This window comes from Pseudoxanthomonas sp. LjRoot143, assembly GCF_964252945.1.
GTDB lineage: Bacteria > Pseudomonadota > Gammaproteobacteria > Xanthomonadales > Xanthomonadaceae > Pseudoxanthomonas_A.
Window position 1 is genome coordinate 1,033,105 of record NZ_CAXUPM020000001.1, and the last position, 16,220, is coordinate 1,049,324.

15 protein-coding genes and 1 pseudogene are annotated in these 16,220 nt (G+C 68.5%); 9 read left to right on the forward strand and 7 right to left on the reverse strand.

What is annotated here, in order from left to right:
* Positions 1–22: 22 nt before the first annotated feature.
* Positions 23–364, reverse strand: coding sequence for a hypothetical protein (locus ACSQ1W_RS04805; RefSeq protein ID WP_436041920.1), 342 nt, complete (start codon positions 362–364; stop codon positions 23–25).
* 208 nt (positions 365–572) lie between these two features.
* On the opposite strand from ACSQ1W_RS04805, the gene ACSQ1W_RS04810 reads away from it, so the two are divergent.
* Both ACSQ1W_RS04810 and ACSQ1W_RS04815 read left to right on the forward strand, forming a co-directional pair.
* The gene (locus ACSQ1W_RS04810) at positions 573–3,914 is read left to right on the forward strand and encodes a hybrid sensor histidine kinase/response regulator (RefSeq protein WP_436041922.1); all 3,342 of its coding nucleotides are present in this window, start codon (positions 573–575) and stop codon (positions 3,912–3,914) included.
* Between the two features lie 95 nt (positions 3,915–4,009).
* The gene (locus ACSQ1W_RS04815) at positions 4,010–4,498 is read left to right on the forward strand and encodes an NUDIX hydrolase (protein ID WP_436041924.1); all 489 of its coding nucleotides are present in this window, start codon (positions 4,010–4,012) and stop codon (positions 4,496–4,498) included.
* A gap of 500 nt (positions 4,499–4,998) precedes the next feature.
* Here the strand turns inward: ACSQ1W_RS04815 and ACSQ1W_RS04820 are convergent, their stop codons facing one another.
* Positions 4,999–5,664: a response regulator gene (locus tag ACSQ1W_RS04820; protein WP_436041926.1), complete on the reverse strand. Its 666-nt coding sequence runs from the start codon at positions 5,662–5,664 to the stop codon at positions 4,999–5,001.
* Between the two features lie 10 nt (positions 5,665–5,674).
* The gene (locus ACSQ1W_RS04825; RefSeq protein WP_436041928.1) at positions 5,675–6,442 is read right to left on the reverse strand and encodes a 3-hydroxybutyrate dehydrogenase; all 768 of its coding nucleotides are present in this window, start codon (positions 6,440–6,442) and stop codon (positions 5,675–5,677) included.
* A 133-nt stretch (positions 6,443–6,575) separates the two neighbouring features.
* On the opposite strand from ACSQ1W_RS04825, the gene ACSQ1W_RS04830 reads away from it, so the two are divergent.
* The 7 genes from ACSQ1W_RS04830 (at position 6,576) to ACSQ1W_RS04860 (ending at position 12,822) form a co-directional block, all read left to right on the forward strand.
* Positions 6,576–8,411, forward strand: a complete 1,836-nt coding sequence (locus tag ACSQ1W_RS04830) for a 3-hydroxybutyrate oligomer hydrolase family protein (RefSeq protein WP_436041930.1) — start codon at positions 6,576–6,578, stop codon at positions 8,409–8,411.
* Between the two features lie 196 nt (positions 8,412–8,607).
* Positions 8,608–9,222 (forward strand): CDP-diacylglycerol--serine O-phosphatidyltransferase, encoded by a 615-nt coding sequence (gene pssA, locus ACSQ1W_RS04835; protein ID WP_436041932.1) that lies wholly within the window; start codon positions 8,608–8,610, stop codon positions 9,220–9,222.
* Between the two features lie 70 nt (positions 9,223–9,292).
* Entirely contained in the window at positions 9,293–10,684 is a 1,392-nt protein-coding gene (phaE, locus tag ACSQ1W_RS04840; protein WP_436041933.1) for a class III poly(R)-hydroxyalkanoic acid synthase subunit PhaE, read from the forward strand.
* Positions 10,681–11,751 (forward strand): class III poly(R)-hydroxyalkanoic acid synthase subunit PhaC, encoded by a 1,071-nt coding sequence (locus ACSQ1W_RS04845; protein WP_436041935.1) that lies wholly within the window; start codon positions 10,681–10,683, stop codon positions 11,749–11,751. The genes phaE and ACSQ1W_RS04845 overlap by 4 nt, the downstream gene beginning before the upstream one ends.
* Positions 11,751–12,128: a DUF5329 domain-containing protein gene (locus tag ACSQ1W_RS04850; protein WP_436041937.1), complete on the forward strand. Its 378-nt coding sequence runs from the start codon at positions 11,751–11,753 to the stop codon at positions 12,126–12,128. The genes ACSQ1W_RS04845 and ACSQ1W_RS04850 overlap by 1 nt, the downstream gene beginning before the upstream one ends.
* A gap of 42 nt (positions 12,129–12,170) precedes the next feature.
* Positions 12,171–12,377 (forward strand): PspC domain-containing protein, encoded by a 207-nt coding sequence (locus ACSQ1W_RS04855; RefSeq protein ID WP_436041939.1) that lies wholly within the window; start codon positions 12,171–12,173, stop codon positions 12,375–12,377.
* A gap of 4 nt (positions 12,378–12,381) precedes the next feature.
* Positions 12,382–12,822, forward strand: coding sequence for a hypothetical protein (locus tag ACSQ1W_RS04860; protein ID WP_436041941.1), 441 nt, complete (start codon positions 12,382–12,384; stop codon positions 12,820–12,822).
* A 172-nt stretch (positions 12,823–12,994) separates the two neighbouring features.
* Here ACSQ1W_RS04860 and ACSQ1W_RS04865 read toward each other — a convergent pair.
* The 4 genes and pseudogenes from ACSQ1W_RS04865 to ACSQ1W_RS04880 form a co-directional block, all read right to left on the reverse strand.
* Positions 12,995–13,312: pseudogene (locus ACSQ1W_RS04865) on the reverse strand (HupB); the annotation flags it as partial.
* Positions 13,313–13,382: 70 nt separating this feature from the next.
* Positions 13,383–14,597 carry an NAD(P)/FAD-dependent oxidoreductase gene (locus ACSQ1W_RS04870; protein WP_436041943.1) on the reverse strand — a complete coding sequence of 405 codons (1,215 nt, stop codon included), beginning with the start codon at positions 14,595–14,597 and terminating at the stop codon, positions 13,383–13,385.
* 69 nt (positions 14,598–14,666) lie between these two features.
* The gene (locus tag ACSQ1W_RS04875; RefSeq protein ID WP_436041945.1) at positions 14,667–15,359 is read right to left on the reverse strand and encodes a TetR/AcrR family transcriptional regulator; all 693 of its coding nucleotides are present in this window, start codon (positions 15,357–15,359) and stop codon (positions 14,667–14,669) included.
* A 99-nt stretch (positions 15,360–15,458) separates the two neighbouring features.
* Positions 15,459–16,127, reverse strand: coding sequence for a GFA family protein (locus ACSQ1W_RS04880; RefSeq protein WP_436041947.1), 669 nt, complete (start codon positions 16,125–16,127; stop codon positions 15,459–15,461).
* Positions 16,128–16,220 lie beyond the last annotated feature (93 nt).

Genomic DNA, 16,220 nt, shown 5'->3' on the forward strand with positions numbered 1-16,220 from the left:
GCCGCGTCGGCGTTTCCGGGCGTCAGGGTTTGCGCGGATGCTCGGGTTTGCGCGGCGCCTTCACGTACTCCTCGGTGAGCAGGCCGGCCACGCCGGTGGTCGGCGGCGGCGTGTCCTTGCCGGTCCGGGCAACGGAGCACTCCTGCTTGTCCTGGGTCAGATTGGGGCAGCTGACGCACTGTTTGCCGTCGGTGTTGTTGACGCAGATCTCGTAGTCGTTGCCCTTGTTGGCGATGCTGCAGTCCGCGCCGCGCGAGACGCAGATCGCAAGGGCGGTACTGGTGCGCGTGGCCCAGGCGGGCGAGGACGCGGTGAGCATTGCGAAGGCAAGCGCGGTGGCGCGCAGGAACGTTCGGGTACGCATGGCAATCTCCTTGTTCGACCGTGTGTGGGCACCCCCTGTGGCCCGGCGATGACGGAGCGCCGCCACCCCCGGGACGGGGTGGCGCGGCGTCCGTCATGAGGGTCAACGGCCCGCCCGCAGCGCAACGGCCAGGCCATGCGCGCGGCGTGGGGATCGGTCGGCGTCGCGGTAGTATCGGGAGGGGGCGTAACGGAGCGTTCGAGGCGGCATGCTGAGCATCGGTGTAGTAGTACTGGCGGCCCTGCTCTGGCTGGGCGTGCTGTTCGGATCCGCGCTCTACGCCGAGCGCCGCCCGCGCGTGCTGGCGGTGCAATGGCCGTACATCTACGCGCTGTCGCTGGCGGTGTACTGCACCTCGTGGACCTTCTTCGGCACGGTGACCCAGGCCGCACGCTACGGCTGGCCGCTGCCGCCGACCTTCGTCGGCACCATCCTGCTGTACGTGTTCGGCGCGTTCCTGCTGGTCCGGCTGGTGCGGATGGCACGCGAGTCGAACGCCACCTCATTGGCCGATCTGATCGCCACGCGGCTGGGCAAGGACGGCTGGCTGGCCGCAGCGGTGACGCTGGTCGCCGCACTCGGTCTGATTCCCTACATCGCGCTGCAGCTGAAGGCGGTGGCGATGAGCTTCGCGCTGCTGACGCGATCGCCCGGCAACGAAGCGCTGCCGGCCTGGCAGGACAGCGCGCTGTACGTGGCGCTGGCGATGGCGGTGTTCGCCATGCTGTTCGGCACGCGGCGCGCCAGTGCGGTGGAACACAACCGCGGGCTGATCCTGGCGATGGCGTTCGAGTCGCTGTTCAAGCTGGCGGCGATGCTGGCGTTGGGCCTGTTCGTCTGGTTCGGACTGCCGGACCTGCCGTCGGTGCCCGTCGTATCTGCGCCGGCGTCCACGACGTACGGCTTCCTGCCGCTGGTCGCGCTGGGCGTGCTGGCGATGTTCACGCTGCCGCATCAGGTGCACGTGGGGGTCGTCGAATGCCGCGACGAACGCCACGTACGCACCGCGCGCTGGCTGTTCCCGCTGTACATGGTGCTGATGGCCGCGCCGCTGCTGCCGCTGGCGCGTGCCGGTGGCGCGATGTTCGGCGATGCCGTGCCGTCCGATCTCTACGTGCTGGCGCTGCCGCTGTCGCAAGGCCACCAGGGGCTGGCGTTGCTGGCCTTCCTCGGTGGCCTGAGCGCGGCCACCGGCATGGTGGTGGTCAGCACGCTGACGCTGAGCCTGATGATCGGCAACCACTGGTTGGCGCCTGGGCTGCTGCGCGGCGGCTGGCTGCGTGGGCGCGGCGGCGACCTGCGTGGTGCCGTGCTGATGCAACGCCGCGTCGGCATCGTCGCGGTGATGTTGCTGGCGTGGGCGTACAGCCGGCTGGTCGCCGGCAACGACGCGCTGGCCGACGTGGGGGCGGTGTCGTTCTCGGCGTTGGCCACGCTGGCACCCGCACTGGGTTTCGCCATCTGGCGCCCGCAGACGCCGCCACGGGCGGTGATCGCCGGCATCGTCGCCGGCTTCGCGGTGTGGGTCTGGCTGCTGTTGCTGCCGGTGACGATGGATGCGCGCGGCGTGGCGCCGGCGTGGCTGGCGCACGGTCCGTTCGGTATTGCCGGACTGGCGCCCGATGGCTTCTTCGGATTGACCGGCTGGAGCCGGCTCGGCCGTGCGGTCGGCGTCAGCCTGTTCCTCGGCACCGCGGTGACGTTCGTGGTCATGGGTTGGCGCGGCACGGCGCCGCGACGCGCCGACAGCCGCGGCTTCGACGCCAGGACGCTGCGGGATGCGGGGCGACGCTTCCTGCCGCGCGAGCGGGTGGAGGAGCTGTTGGTCGATGCGCCCCGCAGCGGGCCGGTACCGGCATTGATCGAGGCACGGCTCGAGCGCGAACTGGCCGCCGTGCTGGGCTCGGCGTCCGCACGGCTGCTGCTCGACGCGGCGCGCCGGGAGAGCGGCGACCTGGAAACGGTGGCCGCGATCGTCGGCGAGGCGTCGCAGGACCTGCGCTTCAACCAGCAGGTGCTGGAGGCTGCGTTGCAGAACATGAGCCAGGGCATCAGCGTGATCGACCGCGAACAACGGCTGGTGGCATGGAACCGACGCTATGCGCAGATGTTCGGATTCCCGCCGGACGTGCTGCAGGTCGGCCGGCCGATCGCCGACCTGACCCGCTGGGCCCTGCAGCGCATGCCGCAGCGCGGCGAGGACGAGCGCGCGCTGGAGCGGCGCCTGGCGTTCATGCGCGCGGGCACGCCGCACCTGACCGAACGCGTTTTCCCGGATGGCAGCATCGTCGAGATCCGCGGCAACCCGATGCCGGGCGGCGGCTTCGTCGCCACGTATACCGACGTCACCGCGTCGCGCCAGGCCGAGCGCGAACTCAAGCAGGCCAACGAAACGCTGGAGCAGCGCGTGGTCGAGCGCACCACGCTGCTGGAAACCGCCAAGCGCGAGGCCGAGCACGCGAACGACGCGAAGAGCCGCTTCCTGACCGCGATCGGCCACGACCTGCTGCAACCGTTGCATGCGGCGCAGCTGTTCACCGACGCGCTGTCGCAGCAGTTGCCGGAAACGCACCAGCGCGAGACCGCGCTGCAGGTGCGCGGTGCGCTGGATTCCACCACCGACCTGCTGACCGGCCTGCTCGACATGTCGCGGCTGGAAGCCGGGGGACTGGTGCCGGAGCCGCGCGACCTGCCGCTGATGGAAGTGCTGGAGCCGCTGGCATCGGAGTTCCGCGTTCTCGCGCGCGAGCGCGGGTTGTCGTTCGGCGTGGTGCCGACGCGCGCCTGGGTGCACACCGATCCGCAGCTGCTGCGCCGCATCCTGCAGAACTTCCTGGCCAATGCGGTGCGCTACACGGCGCGCGGTGGCGTGCTGCTGGGCGTGCGCCGGGTCGATGCGAGAGTGCGCGTGGAGGTGTGGGATACCGGTCCGGGCATCGCCGAGGCGGACCAGCGGCGGATCTTCGAAGAGTTCCGGCGCGGCGACGACGTGCCGGGGCAGGGGCTTGGACTGGGACTCTCGATCGCCGACCGCATCGCTGCGTTGCTGGCCGCTCCCTTGTCGCTGCGCAGCCGGGTCGAGCGTGGCGCGGTGTTCGCGGTCGACCTGCCACGGGTGGCGACGCCTGCTCCGGTACCGGCGATGGTCGGCAAGCCCGGACTCGCGGGTCGGCATGTGCTGGCTGTCGACAATGATCCGGTCGCGTTGTCCGCGTTGCGGCAGGTGCTGGAAGGGTGGGGCTGCCGCGTCGCGACGGCCGGCGACGGTGTGGCGGCAGATACGGCGTTGCGTGGCCAGGCGGCGGACCTGTGGTTGTTCGATTACCACCTGGACGACGGCGATACCGGTGTCGCGCTGGCCGAACGGCTGCGCGCTTCGCACGGTTCGCGTCCCTGCCTGATCCTCACCGCCGACCAGACCGATGCGGTGCGTCGTGCGGTCCGCGACGTCGATCTGCCGCTGCTCGCCAAACCGGTGCGGCCGCTGGCGCTGAAGTCGGTGCTCGACCGGCTGCTCTCGGCGAGGATGTCGGGTGTGGGAGCGACGTAAGTCGCGATGCCGGGGTTGTCGGCGGCCTATCGCGATTTGCGTCGCGCCCACGACAGCCAAGGCTAGAATGCGCGCCTGCATTCCGGAACCTTCGCATGCCCTACACCCCCATCGTCGCCACCCTCGGTTACGTGCTGTCGCCCGACCGTTCGCAGGTCCTGCTGATCCATCGCAACGCGCGTCCTGACGACCAGCACCTGGGCAAGTACAACGGCCTGGGCGGGAAGATCGAGCGCGACGAGGACGTCGTGGCCGGCATGCGTCGGGAGATCCTGGAGGAGGCCGGCATCGACTGCGACGCGCTGACGCTGCGCGGCACGATCAGCTGGCCCGGCTTCGGCAAGAACGGCGAGGACTGGCTGGGTTTCGTCTTCATCATCACCGCGTACAGCGGCACGCCGTTCGAGACCAACCCCGAGGGCACGCTCGAGTGGGTGCCGGTCGAGAAGATCATGGACCTGCCACTGTGGGACGGCGACCGCCATTTCCTGCCGTTGGTGTTCGACGACGATCCGCGCGGTTTCCACGGCGTCATGCCGTACCGCGACGGCCGCATGGTGTCGTGGGACTACTCGCGGATCTGAAGTTGTCCGTTTGCATGCTTCCTCTGTAGGAGCGACGTGAGTCGCGACCGGAATGGGCGACGGGCAATGCACCGTGGATGAGTCAGGGGCGAGACGACGATAGTCTTGTGGCTCTCCGCTATCGACAGATCAAGGCGGTTCCGGTCTGCGGTCGCGACTCACGTCGCTCCTACAGAGGCAGGTGCGTGTTCCACGGTACGACTTTTCCACATCCGCTGTGGAATGACGCTGGGGAAACCGTGTGGATAACCGCGTCGGCGCCTTGCGCCACAGGCCTGTCAAGATGTGTGGCGAAAATTTGACCAGTGCATGACGGACCAGTGTCGAGGTTGTCCACACCGGGTGTGGATGATCTGTCGACGAACATGTGGATAAGCGTCGACACGCCTTGTGGCGCAATGCTGTCAAGACGGGTGGCGAAAAAATGACCGCGGCGTGACATCACTGATCCACGCACGAGTTCCACGATGTCCCGGCATCCTGCGTGGATGCGTGGAACCTCAGCCTTCGATCTGCCTCGCGGGATCGGCAAGTTCCAGTTCGCGCAGCACCACGCCGGCCTGGGTGCGGTTGCGCACGCCCAGGCGGTCGAAGATCGCGGAGAGGTGGGCCTTGACCGTGCGTTCCTGTACGTCCAGGCGGTCGGCGATCTGCTTGTTCAACAGGCCCTGCGCCACCAGCGTCAGCACGCGGAACTGCTGCGGCGACAGGCTGGCCAGGCGGCCGGCCAGTTCGGTGTCGTGTTCGGAGGACTGCGAGCGCGCGACCGCGCCACGCAGCGACGCCGGCAGCCATTGCTCGCAGGCGAGCACGCTGCGGATGGCGTCGCGCAGTTCGTCCAGTCCGGAACTCTTGGGCAGGTAGCCGGCCGCGCCATGGTCCAGCGCGCGCCGTACCACGCGCGGATCGTCATTCGCCGAAACCACCACCACCGCGACCGCCGGGAACTGCGCACGGATCGCCGCCAGGCCGGCGAGCCCATGGTTGCCGGGCATGTGCAGGTCGAGCAGCACCAGGTCGATGTCGTCGTGCGCCTCCAGCGTGGCGACGACGCCGTCCAGCGACTCGGCTTCGCGCACCGACAGTTGCGCGACGGCATCGGCCGCCGCACCGCGCAGGGCGGCACGGAACAGCGGGTGGTCGTCGGCGATCAGCAGGTTGGGCATGCGGTATCGCTTACTGCACCGTCCAGCCGCCGTCCACCACGATCGTCTGGCCGGTGATGTTGCGCGCGGCGGGCGAGGTGAGGAACGCGGTGATGCCGGCCAGTTCGTCCAGGCCGATGAACACGCCCTTCGGCATCGGCTTCAGCATCACCTGGCTGACCACGTCGGCTTCGGAGATGCCGCGCGTGCGCGCCTGGTCGGCGATCTGCTTGTCGACCAGCGGGGTCTTCACGTAGCTGGGGCACACGGTGTTGATGGTGATGTCGGTGTCGGCCGTTTCCAGCGCCAGCACCTTGGAGAAGCCGACCAGGCCGTGCTTGGCGGCCACGTAGGCGCTCTTGTACGGGCTGGCGACCAGCGCGTGGATGCTGCCGATGTTGACGATGCGGCCGAAGCCGCGTTCGCGCATGCCGGGCAGCACCGCGCGGGTCAGGCGGGCCACGCCGACCAGCATCACCTGCACCAGGAAATCCCACTTCTCGATGGGGAAGTCTTCCAGCGGCGAGACATGCTGCAGGCCGGCGTTGTTGACCAGCACGTCGATGGGGCGCGAGATCGTCGCCAGCGCCGCGTCGATGCTCTCCTGCGAGGTGACGTCCAGCGCGACCGCTTCGGCCGAGCCGCCTTCCGTACGGATCTGCGTCGCCACGGCTTCGGCGGCATCGAGGTTGAGGTCGCTGACGATGACGTGGCGGCCGGCTTCGGCCAGCTGCGCGGCGATACCGGCGCCGATGCCGCTGGCGGCGCCGGTGATGAGAAGGGTGTGGGTGGGCTGCATGGGGGCACTCCTGCGTGTCGTGGCTAGCGTAGCAGGCAGGCGCGCACGGTTCGTGGTACCAAAGTACGATGACGGCGCTTTCCCCGGAGGATAGTTTCGTGGCACTGACCGGAACCTTGGACGCTTTCCACGCATGAACGCGACGACGCGCATTTCCTGCGGCCTCCTGCTCGGCGCGGCACTCGCCGCCTGCAGCAGCACGCCGCCCAAGCCTGAAGCGGTGGCCCACATGATCCAGCCCCAGCGCGTCACCGAACACCGTGGCAGCGACGACCTGCTCACCGCCGGCCTGGGCCTCGACGGGCTGCGCGCGATGGCCGCCCCCGCGTTCGCCGATCCCGCCCGTCCGACGACGGCCGAACTGCGTCGCCGCGCGATCTGGGCGAACTGGCGCGGCATCGCCGACCTCTCGCTGACCGGCGGCTACGGGCAGGCGTACGGCAACGTGGGAAGCGTGCCCGGCCGTGAGTATTCGGCCCTAGCGACGGTCGCCGGCGCGAAACAGCCGCACCGCGTGCTGGTGCAGGTGCCTGACAACTTCGATGCGGCCAAGCGCTGCGTCGTGGTCACCGCCTCCTCGGGCTCGCGCGGTGTCTATGGCGCCATCGCGGTCGCCGCGCCGTGGGCATTGCCGAAGGGCTGCGCCGTCGCCTACACCGACAAGGGCGCCGGTACGGACTACTTCGACCTGACCGAGCAGCGTGGTGCGCGCGAGGACGGCACGATCGGCGAACTCGGTGTCGACACGCTGGCCTTCACGCCCGACGCGCCGGTCGGCGCCAGCGGCGTGGCGGTGAAGCACGCGCATTCCAAGGACAATCCGGAAGCGGACTGGGGCCGCCACGTGAAGCAGGCGGCGGAATTCGCGCTGGCCGCGCTGGACCAGGCGTTCCCGCAGGCGGCGCCGTTCCGTTTCGACAACACGCGCGTCATCGCCGTCGGCATCTCCAACGGCGGCGGTGCGGTCCTGCGCGCCAGCGAAGAGGAAGGCGGCTGGCTGGATGCCGTGGTCGCCGGTGAGCCCAACATCTACGCCGCCGATGCCCCCGGCGCGCGTTCGCTCTACGACTACACGACCGAAGCGGCCCTGCTGATGCCGTGCGCTCTGCTGGACCTGCCGGCGGAGACCCTGCCACAGCCGCCGTTGCGGGCACAGGTTGAGCCGCTGTGGACGGCGCGCTGCGCCACGCTGAAGGCCGCCGGCCTGGTGACGGGTGCCGACGCGAAGGCGCAGGCGGCATCCGCCCGCGCTCAATTGAAGGCCAACGGGTGGACCGACGAAGCGCTGGTGGCCGGTGCGCTGAGCGTGGGCTTCGACCTGTGGCGCGCGGTCGCGGTGACGTATGCGTCCGCCTACGGCCGCTATGGCGTGGGTGAGCATCCCTGCGGCTTCGCGTTCTCCGCGCAGAACGCCGACTTCTCCGCACGCGCGGCCACGGCTGCCGAACGGGCCGCGTGGTGGTCCGAGGGCAGCGGCATCCCGCCGGGGGCGGGCGTCGGCATCGTCGACACGAAGCTGGCAGCGCCGGACTTCACCTTGCCCGGTTTGCAGTGCCTGCGTGCGCTGCAGGGTGGCAGCAGCAACGATGCGCGTCGTGTGCAGGCCGGCATCGCACAGACCGCCGCCCGCTTCCCGAAAACCCGCCGCCCGGTCGTGGTGATCCATGGCCTGGACGACGGGCTGGTGCCGCCGGCGTTCTCCAGCGCACCGTACGTGGCCGCCGCACGCGCGGCGAACCCGGACGTGCGCTACTGGCAGGTGCGTCATGCGCAGCACTTCGACGGCTTCCTCGCACTGCCGGCCTACGGCGCGCGCTATGTACCGTTGCTGCCGTACGTCTACGCTGCGCTCGACCAGGTTAGCGCCACGCTGGACGGTAGCCGCGAACTGCCGGCGAATGCGCTGATCAGTGCGCAGCCGCGGGGTGCGGGCAGCGTGGAGCTGAGCCAGCTGGCGATTCCGAGGTAGGTGATGGCCGTTGTGGGAGCGACATAAGTCGCGAACGGATCGTCGGTGTTGCGGGAAGCATCTGGAGGCATTCCATCCATCCGGACTTCGTTCGATCGCGACTTACGTCGCTCCCACACCGGAGAAACAGGCTACCCACGACGGTTTCACCCGGTTCGGCTTACCCTGTAGGCCATTCCTGGTCAGGCGCGATGCCATGTCCCGACACTTCTCGATGATCCGCGACTTCCAGCTGGCCGACTGGTTCACGCTGGGCAATGCGTTCTGCGGCACCGGTGCGATCTTCGCGGCGATGCGCTTCCTGCAGGAAGGCATCCTGCGCGACCTGATGATCGGCATGGCGCTGATCCCGCTGGCCTTCATCTTCGATGCGCTCGACGGACGCGTGGCGCGCTGGCGCAATCAGGCGTCGGTGCTGGGGCGAGAGCTCGATTCGCTGGCCGACGTCATTTCCTTCGGCGTGGCGCCTGCCGCGCTGGCCTACGCCTGCGGCATGCAGGGCGGCTGGGACTGGCTGGTGCTGTCGTACTTCGTGGCCTGCGGGGTCAGCCGGCTTGCACGCTACAACGTCACCGCCGAGTCGCTGGCCGACGGCGGCGACAAGGTGAAGTACTTCGAGGGCACGCCGATCCCGACCAGCCTGCTGCTGGTGGTGCTGCTGGCGATTGCGGCCTACCTGGGCCACGTGGGGCCGGACCTGTGGCTTGGATCGCTGAAGCTGGGACCTTGGCTGCTGCATCCGCTGGTGCTGCTGTTCGCGGTGTCCGGCACGCTGATGATCAGCAAGACGTTGCGCATTCCCAAGCCTTGACCGTGAGGTGAAGGCGCGTCATGCACGCGCCGCCGGCCGCGGCTAGAATCGGGCGGGAAAGGGAGGGCACATGGCAAATTCCGTTCCACCGTGGCCGGGCGATTTCGAGTCGGTCGCCCAGCAGTACTGGAGCCTGTGGGGCGACGCCCTGCGGCAGGCCGGCGCGACGCCGACGATGTCCATGCCTGGCGCGGCGCCGGGCTGGCAGCAGACGGTCGACTGGTGGTCGAAGCTGGTGCCCGGCGGTCAGCCCCAGGTCGACGAGGCCGTTGGCCGCTTCCAGCGGCAGGCCAGCCAGTGGTTCGGGCAGATGCAGCAGGTCGCCGCGCAGTTCACTGGCCGCGATCACGATGCCACCGATATCGGACGCGCGTGGCGCTCGTCGCTCGGCATGGCCGAGCCCACGCCGGCCCACAACCCGTTCGCCGACATCTTCCGCAGCATGCAGGGCGGCGCGCACGGACTCGACGGCTGGATCCAGCAGATGCGCCCCTGGTTGGAGAACCTGCAGCGCGATGGCGATCGCTGGATGCACCTGCCCACCTTCGGCCTGTCGCGGGAACACCAGGAACGATGGCAGCACCTCGCCCAGGCCTACCAGGACTACCAGCGCCAGGTTGGCGAATATGACCAGTTGATGCTGCAGGTGGCGCAGGATGCCTTCACCCGCTTCGAGCGCAAGTTGGAAGAGCACACCGAACCTGGCCGCCAGTTGCAGAACGCGCGCGCCCTGTTCGACCTGTGGATCGACGCGGCGGAAGAGGCCTACGCGCAGGTCGCCATGTCGAACGACTTCCGCCACGCCTACGGTGGCCTGGCCAATGCGCAGGCCCGCCTGCGCCTGGGTGTGCAGCGCGAAGTCGAACAGATCTGCACGCAGTTCGGCATGCCGACGCGGACCGAAGTCGATTCCGCCCACCGCAAGATCGTCGAACTGGAGCGTGCGCTGCGCAAGCTGACACGCGCGCAGGCAGCGCCCGCCCGTCGCGCGCCGGCAGCTCGCTCCGCCGCGCCGGTGGAAGCACCGGTTGTCGCTGAAGCGCCGCCGCCAGCACCTGTGCCTGCGAAACCGAAGGCGGCGAAGAAGCGTCCGCCTGCCCGTCGCAAGCCCGCACCGGCGCCGAAAGCTGCGCCGAAGAAGCGCGTAGCGGTCAAGAAGACGGCAGCCAAGAAGCGTGTGCGACGCGCGGTAGCCGCGGCAGCGCCGGCCGCCACCAGGCAGGAACGCGTGCCTGCAGCGACCAAACGGGTCGCGCGCAAGCCGGCCAAGGGCAAGAAGCCCACCGCCAAGACGGTGGCCAAAGCGGCGGCCCCGAAAGCGCCGAAGAAAGCTGCCGCGCCCATCGCCAAACCGACCTCGGTCGTCTCGATGAAGGACTGGGTGGCGCGCAACGCCACGCGTGGCGCCGTCGCCGAAGCGCCGGGCTCGGGCAAGAAGACCAAGCGGGGTAAGGGCAAATGAACGGGCCGCTCAACTTCAGCGCCGAGACGCTGGCGCAGGAAGCCACCACGCTGACGCAGAAACTCTCCGCCGGCCTGCACACGCTGCCGGAGGTCGAGGACGTCCACTACGGTGCCACCCAGAAGCAGGAAGTCTGGCGCGACGGCAAGGTCGTGCTGTACCGCTTCATCGGCGAGAAGGCGCCGACGGCGAAAGTCCCGCTGCTGATCGTCTATGCGCTGGTCAACCGGCCGTACATGGTCGACCTGCAGCACGACCGTTCACTGGTGAAGGGCCTGCTGGCGCAGGGCGAGGACGTCTACGTCATCGACTGGGGGTATCCGGACCGCTCCGACCGCTTCCTCGAGCTCGACGACTACATCAACCGTTTCATCGATGGTGCCGTCGACCACCTGCGCGACAGCAGCGGCCGCGATGCGGTCAACGTGCTGGGCATCTGCCAGGGTGGCGCGTTCTCGCTGTGCTATGCGTCGCTGCACCCGGAGAAGGTCAAGAACCTGATCACCATGGTCACGCCGGTGGATTTCCACACGCCCGACAACATGCTGTCGCACTGGACGCGGGAGCTGGACGTGGACCTGTTCGTCGATGCGCTGGGCAACGTGCCCGCCGACATGATGAATGCCTGCTACCTGATGCTGAAGCCGTTCCGGTTGAACCTGCAGAAGTACGTGGGCCTGGTGGACATCCTCGACGACAAGCGGGCGATCGAGGATTTCCTGCGCATGGAGAAGTGGATCTTCGACTCGCCGGACCTGGCGGGCGAAGCGTTCAAGCAGTTCATCACCCAGTTCTACCAGCGCAACGGTTTCATCAAGGGCGGCATCGAGATCGGCGGCGAAGCGGTGGATCTCGGTTTCGTGGACATGCCCGTGTTGAACATCTACGCCGAACAGGATCACCTGGTGCCGCCGGACGCCTCGCGTGCACTGAAGGATGTCGTGGGAACGGCCGACTACACCGAGTTGAGTTTCAAGGGCGGCCATATCGGCATCTACGTGTCCAGCCGTGCGCAGCGCGAGGTGCCGACGGCGATCCATCACTGGCTGGGCCAGCGCGCGCGGTGATGGTGATGCGTCGCCTTGTCGTGCTGTTGTTGGTCACGCTGCCTTGGGCGGCGTACGCCGCGCCGTCCGCACAGGCCAAGCGCGAGATCCAGGGCCTGATGGATGCGCTGTCCACGTCGTCGTGCGAGTTCCAGCGCAATGGGACATGGCATGGGCGTGAGGAGGCGCGCAAGCACCTGCAGCGCAAGTACGACTACCTGCTGAAGAAGAATCTCGTGGATACCGCGGAACAGTTCATCGAGCGCGCGGCGAGCAAGAGCAGCATGAGCGGACGTGCCTACCAGGTGCGCTGTCCGGGCCAGCCCGCGCAGCCGGCGGCCACGTGGTTCGCGGCAAAGCTCGACGCGCTGCGCGGTTCAGGCGCGCCCGTCCGCTGACGCGCTAGACTCGGCCCAGACCACCGCGCGGAGCAGCCGGCGATGAACAACAGTACGTCCAAACCGTTCGCCCGCTCGCTGAACGATCGCATGATCGCCGGTGTGATGGGCGGCATTGCCCATCGCTACGGCTGGAGCGCCACGTTGCTGCGGGTGGTCTTCGTCATCGTGTCGATCGCGTCGGCTGCGTTCCCCGGCATCCTGGTCTACCTGATCCTCTGGCTGCTGATGCCGAACGAACAGGATTGACACCATGGCGCCTGCGGGGCTGTGGGTCATGCGCGTGCTCGGTGTCGTCTGGGCGGTGCCCAACACGCTGATCGGATTGCTGGCCGGCGCCGCCGGTATGGCGTTCGGCGCGCGCGCTGAGTGGAACCGTCGCGATTTCGCCATCGTCTTCCATCGCTGGCCATGGGGTCCCGGCGGCGCCATCACGTTCGGCAACAGCATCCTGCATACCGGCGACACGCTGGAGTCCGAATGCATCACCTACGAGCATCGCGCAGGCCGGACGCAGCATCCGCGCATCCGCCTGGGCGATCACGAGCGGGCGCACGTCTACCAGTACATGGTGCTGGGCCCGCTGTTCCTGCCGGTCTACCTGCTGTGCGGCGGGGTCAGCGTGCGCAATCCGTTCGAACGCGCGGCGGATCGTTATGCGCTGACCGGCAAGGGCTGGTGGCCGGGCGGCTGACCGACGGACGGTCGCCGTGTTTTCACCCGTTGACGACGCCGTCGCGCGTAACCTGATCGCGTCCGGAAAGCGCACCGAATACGCTTCGATGCGACCCGGCAAGGAGGGCCCAGCCACCCGGGAGACATCCCGACGTGACTGGGCCTTCTCATTGGGCGGGACATCAGTCGCGTGAGGTCTTCTTCGCCGCTTTCTTTGTGGTCTTGCGGGTGGCTGTCGTCTTCGCCGCCTTCTTGGCAGGGGCCTTCTTCGTGGCTGCCTTTACCGCCTTCTTGGCGGTGGCTTTCCCGGTTGCCTTCTTCGTGGCCTTCTTCGCCGTCTTGCGGCCGGCGCCGGACTTCTTGCCGCCACCATCCTGCTTGTTGACGGTGGCCCAGGCGATGCGCTCGGCAGCCGCGCGTGAACGACCCTGATCCAGCTCGCTTTCTTCGATGTGCTCGGCCTGCCGCTTCTGCTTGTCGGTATAGGCCGACTTGTCTCCGCGTGGCATGACGCTGTCTCCCTGGGGATAGGGAAGCGCAGCGTCGCGCGCACTGCATGACGATGCCGTCAATGCAGGGTCAGCGCTCCATGCGCTCGAACGAGAACAGCGGCCACAGCGGATGCCGTTTCCGTTCGATCAAGGCGCGCAGCAGCCCGGCGCCGAGCATGCTGTAGGTGATGCCGTTGCCGCCGTAGGCCATCGCGAAGTGCACGCGCGGCCCCCATTGCGGATGCGGGCCGAAGAAGGGTAGGCCGTCCTCCGTTTCGGCGAACGTGCCGGCCCAGGAGAACGCCGGCGTGATCGCCATGCCGGGAAACAGCTCCTCCAGCCGCTTCAGCAAGGTGCGCGCCTTCTTCTGCACACGCGCATCGCGTTTGGCGGGGATATCCATGGCATCGTCCTCGCCACCGAGCAGCAGGCGTCCGTCGGAGGTGCTGCGTGCGTACAGGTAAGGCCGGGCGGTCTCCCACAGCAGCGTATCGGCGAGGAAGCCGAGGTCCGCCTCGGGCAGCGGGTCGCTGATGACGGCATAACTGCTGCGGTTGCGTGCGACGCGCTGCTTCAGCCAGTGCTGGCTTGCGTAGCCGGCGGCGAGCACCAGGTGCGACGCGCGCACGGCGAGGCCGGTATCGGTACGCAGGGTCACGCCGCGCGACGTGGTTGCGATGTCGACGACGCAGGTGCGATCGAAGATCGACGCTCCCTGCTTCCGCAGTCGTTGCAACAGGCGGTGGGTCAGGCGGTACGGGTCAACGCGTGCCGCCTGCGTGCTGAGCAGGGCGGCGGGCGCGTCGAAGCCGTAGTCGTCGCGCACGCGCGTCGACGACAGCAGTTCCACCTGCAGCCCGTGCCGGCGTCGCGCCGCATGCTCGTCCTGCAGCGTGCGCACGTCGCGGCGTCGGCTGGCGTAGTACAGGCTGCGGTTGCGCGCGAAGCCGACGTCGCGCCATGCCGACGCGGTCTCCTGTAACTGGTCGATGGCCTCGGCGCAGGCGCGGTAGGCGAGAGCGGCATCGGCTTCGCCATGGCGCTTGGCCAGGTCGACCAGGTGCGTGTCGATTTCGTACTGCAGCAGCGCCGTGCTGGCGGCGGTACTGCCCCAGCCGATGTCGCGCTGTTCCAGCACCGCCACGTCGAGGCCATGGCGGGACAGTTCATCGGCGATCAGCGCGCCGGTGATGCCACCGCCAAGCACGGCGACGTCGCACCGGTGATCGGAGGTCAGGCGCGGGAACGCCTGCATCAGGCCGTTGCTGACCGCCCAGAAGGGGTAACCACTTTTCAGGTCCATGCGCACCCGGTCCCGTCACGAGGCGGACATGCTCGCAAGCCGCCCGACAGGGAGGGGTGAAGGCCGGCGTCAGCGCGGCAGGGCGCCCTTGAGGAACACGTCGACGGCCGCGAGGGCCTGCGCCTCCAGCGTGTCGACATCGGGCAGATGCGGTCCGCCCGCAGCCAGGCGGAGCACCTGGTCGCCGAACAGGCTCATGTAGAACTGCGCGGCCGCGGCCTTGGGCGACGGCAGCTGCAGGCGACCGGCCGCCACCTGCTGTTCGAGGTAGTCCTCGAGGGTGCGGCGGATGGACGCCACCACATGGTCGAAGAACCAGTCGCGCAGGGCCGGGAAAGACTGCCCTTCGCCGATCACGATGCGGTAGACCACCTGCGAGTCGGTGCCCGCCATCAGTTGCGCCATGCGGATCGCCACGCGGCGCAGCGCCTGCTCGGGCGACAGCTCGGTGAGGTTGAGGTCGCTGAGCACATGGATGTGCAGGTCCATGCGGCGTTCGAGGATGGCGCAGGCCAGGCCTTCCTTGTCGCCGAAGATGCGGTAGAGGGTCGCCAGCGATCCGCCTGCCCGCGCCACGATCTCGCTCAGTCGCGCGTGCTGGTAACCCTTTTCCGCGAACACCTCGGTGGCGGCGTCCAGGAACTTCTCTGCCCGGATCTCGCCGCGACGGCACAGTTCCACCTGTGGACGGGGTCGCAGGGGCAGGCCACTCGGGGAAGCATCGCTGAAAACGGTTTCCAGATAGTCGGACGGGATGCTCACGGAAAGTCCCTGCGCGCGGCTGGGTAGTGATGTTGTCGCCAGCCTAGCAAAAAGGCCGTCGTGCCGTGGCAACCGCGTAAGCGGTCTGTCCGGCGTCCGCTACAGGTAACGCGTGAACCTGGGTGCCTCCTGCCAGCGATCGTGCGCTCCATCGACATGAACGACCGGGGCGGCGTCGAGTTCTTCGGGCGGGACGTCCTCCAGGCAGCCCAGGTTCACGCCGTAGATGCGCTCTTCACCCGGCATGTTGTTGCCGACGCCGAAAGGGCGCACCCCGCAGGTGCGGCAGAAGTGGTGCGAGTTGCGCAGGGTGTTGAAGCGGTACTCGGTCAGCTCGCCGTCCCCGGACAGCAGGCGGAACCGGTCGGCCGTGACGATGGCCGGCCAGAACCGGTTGCGCCGGCAGATCGAGCAGTTGCAGCGGTAGGTGGGCTGGGTGAGGTCGATCTCCGCCTCGAAACGGACGGCGCCGCAATGGCAGCTGCCTCTGGGCCTGTTAACGCTGATGACCCCAGTCGCACCGATCCTGCGGACGTGCGCAGCAAGGAAGAGCGAGGGCGCGTATGTCGATACGCAACGGAGCGATGACGCCGCGGCGTGCGCCCGCAGGACCGGCCCTTCGGGTGGCGCACCGATGGCCGCCAGGCGGCGCCGCGCGGCTTGACCTGACGGCCAGTCGGGCGCTGCGCCACGCAACACCGCCTGACGGCCATCGGTGCGCCATGCGGCAGGGGTCATCAGCGTTAACAGGCCCCAGGTCTTCAGCATGGAGCCTCCGGTGCCGATATCGATCCGGGGGCTGACGGGGTCGCCCCGCCGCACCCGGTACTGGGGCGTGAGCATATCGGACCCTCCACCTGC

Bases quoted from the DNA above. Each gene is read 5' to 3' on its own strand.
- ACSQ1W_RS04805 (WP_436041920.1), bottom strand. From the start codon at position 364: ATGCGTACCCGAACGTTCCTGCGCGCCACCGCGCTTGCCTTCGCAATG.
- ACSQ1W_RS04810 (WP_436041922.1), top strand. From the start codon at position 573: ATGCTGAGCATCGGTGTAGTAGTACTGGCGGCCCTGCTCTGGCTGGGC.
- ACSQ1W_RS04815 (WP_436041924.1), top strand. From the start codon at position 4,010: ATGCCCTACACCCCCATCGTCGCCACCCTCGGTTACGTGCTGTCGCCC.
- ACSQ1W_RS04820 (WP_436041926.1), bottom strand. From the start codon at position 5,664: ATGCCCAACCTGCTGATCGCCGACGACCACCCGCTGTTCCGTGCCGCC.
- ACSQ1W_RS04825 (WP_436041928.1), bottom strand. From the start codon at position 6,442: ATGCAGCCCACCCACACCCTTCTCATCACCGGCGCCGCCAGCGGCATC.
- ACSQ1W_RS04830 (WP_436041930.1), top strand. From the start codon at position 6,576: ATGAACGCGACGACGCGCATTTCCTGCGGCCTCCTGCTCGGCGCGGCA.
- pssA (WP_436041932.1), top strand. From the start codon at position 8,608: ATGTCCCGACACTTCTCGATGATCCGCGACTTCCAGCTGGCCGACTGG.
- phaE (WP_436041933.1), top strand. From the start codon at position 9,293: ATGGCAAATTCCGTTCCACCGTGGCCGGGCGATTTCGAGTCGGTCGCC.
- ACSQ1W_RS04845 (WP_436041935.1), top strand. From the start codon at position 10,681: ATGAACGGGCCGCTCAACTTCAGCGCCGAGACGCTGGCGCAGGAAGCC.
- ACSQ1W_RS04850 (WP_436041937.1), top strand. From the start codon at position 11,751: ATGGTGATGCGTCGCCTTGTCGTGCTGTTGTTGGTCACGCTGCCTTGG.
- ACSQ1W_RS04855 (WP_436041939.1), top strand. From the start codon at position 12,171: ATGAACAACAGTACGTCCAAACCGTTCGCCCGCTCGCTGAACGATCGC.
- ACSQ1W_RS04860 (WP_436041941.1), top strand. From the start codon at position 12,382: ATGGCGCCTGCGGGGCTGTGGGTCATGCGCGTGCTCGGTGTCGTCTGG.
- ACSQ1W_RS04870 (WP_436041943.1), bottom strand. From the start codon at position 14,597: ATGGACCTGAAAAGTGGTTACCCCTTCTGGGCGGTCAGCAACGGCCTG.
- ACSQ1W_RS04880 (WP_436041947.1), bottom strand. From the start codon at position 16,127: ATGCTGAAGACCTGGGGCCTGTTAACGCTGATGACCCCTGCCGCATGG.